A 4,114-nucleotide genomic window follows, 5' to 3' on the forward strand; every position below is an offset into this window, starting at 1 on the left:
CGCCGCCGCCGACCGCAGCACGAACCCGGCCAACGCCCCCCACGGCTCGTCGTCCCTGGCCAGCGCCTCCCGCGCCCTGGCCGTCAACCGCTGCGTCTCCTCCTCGGCGATGTACCGGACCAACGCCTCCTTGTTCGGAAACCGCCGGTACACCGTGCCCACGCCGACCCGGGCCCGCCGGGCCACCTCCTCCATCGGCGCCCCGTAACCCTGCTCGCCGAACACATCCCGTGCCGCGCTCAGGACATGCCGCAGATTGCGCTGGGCGTCCACCCGCAGCGGCGCCGACTTCCCCTCGGAGCTCGCCGCCTCCGGAGCCTCGGATCCCTGCATTGGCATATCGAAATCCCCCGGTTCAAGGGACGGAGTGACCGCCCCTGACTGTGAGTACGAACATAGTTGAGGGCACTGACACCGAGGAAGGACCAAGTAGCCCCAAGAGCCCCGAAGAGCCCCCTACAGCGCCAAGACGCCCCATAAGCCGAAGAAGCCAGACAAACGCAACGGGCGAAGGACCGGAGGAGACGCGCCCCACGCGCCCCCGGCCCCCGAACGGAGCAGGACCCCGTCCGACCTGTGGACAAAAGCGTGCCCCCGGGTGCCTCATGGACGGGTGACAAAGCAACCCGCGCACATCGTCGTGATCGGTGGGGGCTATGTCGGTCTCTACACCGCGCATCGCCTCCAGCGCAGGCTCCGACGCGAGCTCAGGCGCGGCGACGTCGTGATCACCATGGTCAGCCCCGAGCCGTACATGACCTACCAGCCCTTCCTTCCCGAAGCGGCCGCCGGCTCGATCTCCCCACGACACGTCGTCGTTCCCCTGCGTCGAGTTCTCGCCCGCTGCCGCTTTGTCCCCGGAGAGGCCATCGCCGTCGACCCCGCCCGCCGCACGGTCACCGTGCGCACGCTCGCCGCGCAGGAGTCCGACGGAGAACCACTCCGATTGACCTACGACGAACTCGTCGTCGCCCCCGGTTCCATCTCGCGCACACTTCCCATCCCCGGTCTCGCCGAGCACGGCATCGGCTTCAAGGCCGTCGAGGAGGCCATCGGCCTGCGCAACCACGTCCTCGAGCAACTCGACATCGCCTCCTCGACCCGCGACACCGCGGTCCGGGACGCCGCCCTCACCTTCGTCTTCGTCGGAGGCGGCTACGCGGGCGTCGAGGCCCTCGCCGAGCTGGAGGACATGGGACGTTTCGCGTGCCGTTACTACCACAACATCCGACCGGACGAGCAGAAGTGGATCCTGGTCGAGGCAACCGACAGGATCCTCCCCGAGGTGGGTGAGCAGATGGGCGTGCACGCCCTGCGCGAGCTGCGCGGCCGCAACATCGACGTGCGCCTCGCCACCCGGCTGGAATCCTGCGAGGACCGCGTCGCCACCCTCAGCGACGGCACCCGCCACCCCACCCGCACCCTCGTCTGGACCGCCGGCGCCAAGCCCAACCCCGTGCTCCGCGAGTTCGGCGTCCCCCTCGACGAGCACGGCCGGGTCCGCTGCACCGCCGCCCTCCGCGTCGAGGGCGTCGACCACGTCTGGTCCGCCGGCGACGCCGCCGCGGTCCCCGACCTCACCGCGGCCGACCCGGGGGCCACCTGCTCGCCCAACGCCCAGCACGCCGTGCGGCAGGCCCGCCGCCTCGCCGAGAACCTCGTCGCCCGCCTGCGCGGCAAGCCCCCCACCGACTACCGGCACAGCTACGCCGGATCGGTGGCCTCGCTCGGCCTGCACAAGGGCGTCGCGCGGATCTACGGAAGGAACCTCAAGGGCTACCCGGCCTGGTTCGTGCACCGCGTCTACCACCTCAGCCGCGTCCCCACCACGAACCGCAAGGCACGCGTGCTCGCCGAATGGACCCTTGCGGGACTGTTCAAACGTGAGATCGTCTCCCTCGGCTCCCTGGAACACCCGCGAGCCGAGTTCGAGCTCGCCGCGGGCACCGGGCGCCACCCCGAGGACACCTGATCCGCCGCCCGCATGTGACCATGGGTGGGCTGCCGCTCAGCGCCCTGTAGAACACGAAGACGCACAGAGACCCACGAAGACCCGCACCCGCACACGTACACCACGGAACGCACAGAGCAGAACGAGCAGAACGATTCGGATCGGAACGCTGTGAATTTGACGCGCTGGGGTATCCGGCTGCCCGGAACACAGCGGCGCCACGCCCCCACCGGAACCGAGACCGGCTCCACCGGCGGCGTACCGGCCGCCCGCGGCGAGCAGCAGAGCACCGCCCCCCACGACAGGCCGGGCCCCGGCCGCGGCGTGGACGCCCTCGCCGTCCACGAACTGCTGGGCCAGGTCCCTGCCCCGGTGGCCGTCGTCCAGGGCGGCGACCACCGCGTCGCCTACGTGAACGAGGCGTACGCCGCCCGCTTCGGCCGCCGGACCGCCGGCGAGCCGGCCCGCGAGTCGCTCACCGAGCTCGTCGAGCTCGGCCTGCTCCCCCTCATGGACCAGGTGAGACGCAGCGGCACCCCGCGCACCCTCAAGTCACGACGCGTCCCCGGCCGCGGCCGCGACAGCTACTTCACCTTCACCTGCACCCCCGTCCAGCTCGCCACCCCGGACGGCCCGGCGGCCCGCGGGGTGCTGGTGTTCGCCTCGGACGTCACCGACCAGGTGGTCTCGGCCGAGCGGCTGCGGGAGAGCGAGAGCCAGCAGCGCGCCGCCGCCGTCACCCTCCAGCACAGCCTGCTCCCCCAGGAGCTCGAACAGCCCGACGACCTCAGGGCCGCCGCCACCTACCAGCCGGGCGGCATCGACGCGGCGGTCGGCGGCGACTGGTACGACGTGATCACCCTCGGCGCCGGCCGCACCGCGGTCGTCATCGGCGACGTCATGGGCCGCGGCATGCGCGCCGCGGCGATCATGGGCCAGCTGCGCACCGCCGTGCGCGCCTACGCCCGCCTCGACCTGCCGCCGCACGAGGTCATCCAGCTTCTCGACGGCCTCGCCTCCGACATCGACCCGAGCCAGATCGCCACCTGCGTCTACGCCGTCTACGACCCGAACGAGGGCACCCTCACCTACGCCTCGGCCGGCCACCTGCCGATCCTCATCCAGGAGCGGGACGGCAGCATCACCCGGGCCACCGAGCCGACCGGCCCGCCGCTCGGCACCGGCGGCTGGATCCACGCCTCGGGCAGCGTCCCGTTCGGCCCGGGCGCCAACGCCGTCCTCTATACCGACGGACTGGTCGAGCGCCGGGACGCCGACATCGACGAGGGCATCGACGCCCTGGAGCGCGCCCTGACCGGCAGCGGCAGCGGCGGCGGCCCCGAGATCATCTGCGGCCGGCTGCTGCGCACCCTGGGCATCACGGAGGAACACGACGACGACGTCGCCGTCCTGGTCCTGTCCTGCCCCGAACGGGAGGGCGAGGAGGCCGACCTGTTCAGGGGGGCCGCACTCGACCTGCTCGGCGGGATCGAGGCGGCCCCGCGCGCCCGCGCCTTCGCGGACGGCGTGCTGGCCAGCTGGCGGTTCCCCGAGGAACTGCGCGAGCTGGGCGTGCTGGCGGCCAGCGAACTGGTCGCCAACTCCCTCAAGCACGGCCGCGCCCCGATGGGGTTGCGGCTGCGGCGCACCGACCGCCGGCTGATCGTCGAGGTGACGGACGGCGACGAGCACCTGCCGCGCCGCCAACAGGCCGCGCCCGCCGACGAGGCGGGCCGCGGAATCGCCGTGGTGGCCACCATCGCGGCCGAGTGGGGCGCCCGTCGGCTGCCCGAGGGCGGCAAGGCGGTGTGGGCCGAGTTCGCGCTCCCCGAGGCGAGTTGAACCCGAGTTGACGCCGTTGGGGTGAAGGCGTAACGTTGCCCAAGCGCTCGTGAAGGGCGCAAATCCACTTCTTTGAACGCTCTGCCCGCGAGGGTCTGTTTCGGCTTGCCTGAAATAGCTTCTCCGGGGCCGGATTTGGAATTCGGCGGGGGTTGGTTCTAAAGTAGTGAACACCGAAGGGAAGCCCGGAGGAACCCGAGAGGGAGCCGAAGGAAGCGTCCGTTCCTTGAGAACTCAACAGTGTGCCAAATAGTCAATGCCAGATTTTTTGAAGTTGGATCCAAGATCCAAGCTTTCAGTGAAGCATTCACGGAGAGTTTG

3 protein-coding genes are annotated in these 4,114 nt (G+C 71.0%); 2 read left to right on the plus strand and 1 reads right to left on the minus strand.

Annotated elements, in window-relative coordinates; all coding sequences use genetic code 11:
* A partial coding sequence (locus E1283_RS33045; RefSeq protein ID WP_132821853.1) for a TetR/AcrR family transcriptional regulator occupies nt 1-339 on the minus strand: 339 nt, incomplete at its 3' end.
* Between the two features lie 274 nt (nt 340-613).
* On the opposite strand from E1283_RS33045, the gene E1283_RS33050 reads away from it, so the two are divergent.
* Nucleotides 614-1,972, plus strand: a complete 1,359-nt coding sequence (locus tag E1283_RS33050; RefSeq protein WP_132821854.1) for an NAD(P)/FAD-dependent oxidoreductase — start codon at nt 614-616, stop codon at nt 1,970-1,972.
* A 150-nt stretch (nt 1,973-2,122) separates the two neighbouring features.
* Nucleotides 2,123-3,793, plus strand: coding sequence for an ATP-binding SpoIIE family protein phosphatase (locus E1283_RS33055; RefSeq protein WP_132821855.1), 1,671 nt, complete (start codon nt 2,123-2,125; stop codon nt 3,791-3,793).
* Nucleotides 3,794-4,114: the final 321 nt, after the last annotated feature.

Origin of the sequence: Streptomyces hainanensis, from assembly GCF_004348415.1 — a bacterium.
In the GTDB taxonomy this organism is placed as follows: domain Bacteria; phylum Actinomycetota; class Actinomycetes; order Streptomycetales; family Streptomycetaceae; genus Streptomyces; species Streptomyces hainanensis.